The organism is Myxococcus guangdongensis (genome assembly GCF_024198255.1).
Classification (GTDB): domain Bacteria; phylum Myxococcota; class Myxococcia; order Myxococcales; family Myxococcaceae; genus Myxococcus; species Myxococcus guangdongensis.
In genome coordinates, this window is the sequence record NZ_JAJVKW010000004.1 from 635,324 (window position 1) to 638,001 (window position 2,678).

The following is a 2,678-nucleotide window of genomic DNA, read 5'->3' on the forward strand; positions in this document are numbered from 1 at the left end:
CGGTGCGAACACCTCACTTGCCGGTCTTTGAGTGGTCGGCCGAGCGTGCCCGGTCGCAGTCGGAACAAGTATGGCCGATGCTGAGCGGGCTTTGGATGTGTGAAGAGTGGCTAAGGCTGTGTTGGGCGGGAGGGGATGTGAATCGTCTGGTTTCGATGAGCGTTCGAGCGATGCTGTTGGCTGTGAGCTTGGGCTACACTGCGGCCGCTAGTGCGGCTGTTCCAGTCGTGACAGGGACTTACCCTCTGGCTTCGCTGCGCTCTGGCGCGAATAGCGTCGAGTTCGCCTTCGATATCGAGAATCAAGTGTCGCAGATTCTCGTTTCAGTGGAGGGCGATTCCCCGTCGCAGGGGTCCTTTGTCTCGCTATCGCGCCTTCGCGTCGATCGTGACCTTGCCAGCGCGCTTCCGTTCCACGTCCTTGTTCCGCTGAATGCTCCTTTTCCAGCGGATGGTGTCCTGGCGGTCACGGCGGTTCCTGTTGGACCTGACTCTGTTTATGGTGCTCCATTCACCGTCGCTTATGATGCGAAAGCCAGTCCTCCTGGATTCGGTGTAACCCCTATCGCAATTCGTGCGGACCCAACTTGGAGAGGTATCGTTCTCGAGCTCTCCCATACAGGTCAGATCGCATCTGTGGAGTTGTCCGTACTGGGGGTTTCTTCTCTGGCCCTCCGCACATCGTTGGGCGATTTGAGCGCAGTGGAATCTCAGGCATTTGTCTCTACTCGTCGTCTCGTGGGACGGCCTCGTAGTAGCACTCCTGGCCGCATCCAGTTTTATGTTCCCACAGTCGATGGCGCGGTTCCTCCGGATGGAGTCGTCATTGCCGATGTGGCTTTGCACGATCCATTTGGCCGCATTGTCCACACATCTGTCGTCGAGTTCATCAATGCCAACTCGTTCGATCCACTCATCTTCATTCATGCGCAACCTGGCTCGCTCTTGATGAGTCAAGTCGGGAGCCGCGAGCACCTGAAGGTCTTCGGGAGCTTCGCTATCTCGGGAGAGGTTGATCTGTCGGGTGGGCGTCAGGGTGTCCTCTATTCCTCGAGCAACCCGACCGTTGTCGCTGTGACGCAGTCCGGTGAAGTCATTGCGTTGGGGCAGGGTGATGCAACCATCAAGGTTTCCTATGCCGAGCATGTGGCAGAGGTGCCTGTCTTTGTCACCGACTCCTCGCGTATCGTCGCGACGCACATCTCACCGAGCACGGTGACGCTGGACCGTGTCGGCGCCACCCTCCAACTCAAACTCGAAGGACTCCTGGATGATCCTGTCTCCGGTCGAGTCGTCGATCTGTCTCCTTCAGCCTTGAACACGGTCTGGAGTTCGAGTGATCCGACCACTGTTTCTAGCTCCGTTGACGGCAAGCTCACTTCTCGTGGCGTGGGCACTGTTACCATCACGGCAACTCATACAACCGCCGAGAACGTCGTTTGGCGCGAGGAGGTTCGGGTTGAAGCGCTCAATGGCGTTCCCCAGGTTCATCTCTCCGGTCCTGCGTCAATCACCGCTGGCTCCAGTTTCGAAGTTCGCGCCACCGCGTCCGATGACGTGGCCATCAAGCACGTCGTCTTCCTCGTCAACGGCGTCCCGACGGCCGAGGATGATTCCGCCCCCTATACCCTGAGCATCCAGGCCCCCCCTGCCGCGGGCTCCACGCTGCGCCTGGCCGCCATCGCGGTCGACTCGAGTGGCAAGTCCTCCATCCAGGCCACCCTCGACACCAAGGTCCTCCCGCCCGCTGGACCCAGTGCGCTGAAGGTCGTCTATGAGCATCCCGCTGCTGGAGCGAGCCTCATCGAGGGCCTCCCTCATACGATCCGGGTGACCAGCGGTGACTGGACCTCCGGTGCCTTGTCGCCGCTCGACTTTCAGGCAGTACGCTTCACCGTGGATGGTGCTCCCGCAGGTGTTGCGCAGGTCCCGCGTGTCGAACTACGCCCCATCCCCAATTCGAAACCGCAACAACTCGCCACGGTTCCGATTTGGGAGGTCAATTACATCCCACCACCGGGCTCACAAGGCTCGAGCGCTGTCATCCAGGCTGTAGCCGTGGATCGCCATGGTGCCACGGCGCCTGGCGCGGCGCTCATGGTCCGCATCGTCGGTAATGCGCCTCCACTCATTACCCGCCGCAGCCCCTTGGGGGATAGCGTCGAAGTAACGGAGGGCGTTCCGCTCTCCGTCGAGGGGCGTGTCAGTGACGACGCGCTTTCCTTTGGCGTCAAGGTGGCGTTGCTCGTCAATGGGAACGCGGTCGATGTCTCTCGACTGGACCAGGGAGGGCAGGGGGGAGTCACCCCAGGGAGCCAGGATTTCAATCTCTCGTGGACGCCGCCTCCCGGAAGTACAGGCCGCCGTTATCGCGTTGAGCTTCAGGCCGTCGACCACGCAGGCCTCGAACGCCGCGTGGGCTTCGAGGCGGTCGTCAAGGCGGACGGCCCACCGTCTGTATCCGTTCTGACCCCCGTCGCGAACGCCTCGTTCATGGGCGGCACGCCCATTGTGCTCACCGCCGCGGCGACCGACGACAGCGGAGCGCCTCCTCAAGTGACATGGAAGGTGAATGGCCAAGCTGTCGGGCAGTCTTCTGTTCCACCGTACCGTGTCCTCTATGTCGCTCCTGTCGTTCCCCAGGGCGCGTCTTCCTCGCTCAACCTGGAGATCACTGCG

The 2,678-nt window shown here is 61.1% G+C and carries 1 pseudogene; it reads left to right on the forward strand.

The features are described 5' to 3' along the window. Positions 1-947: 947 nt before the first annotated feature. A pseudogene (locus tag LXT21_RS45650) lies at positions 948-2,633 on the forward strand (Ig-like domain-containing protein); the annotation flags it as partial. Between the last annotated feature and the right edge of the window lie 45 nt (positions 2,634-2,678).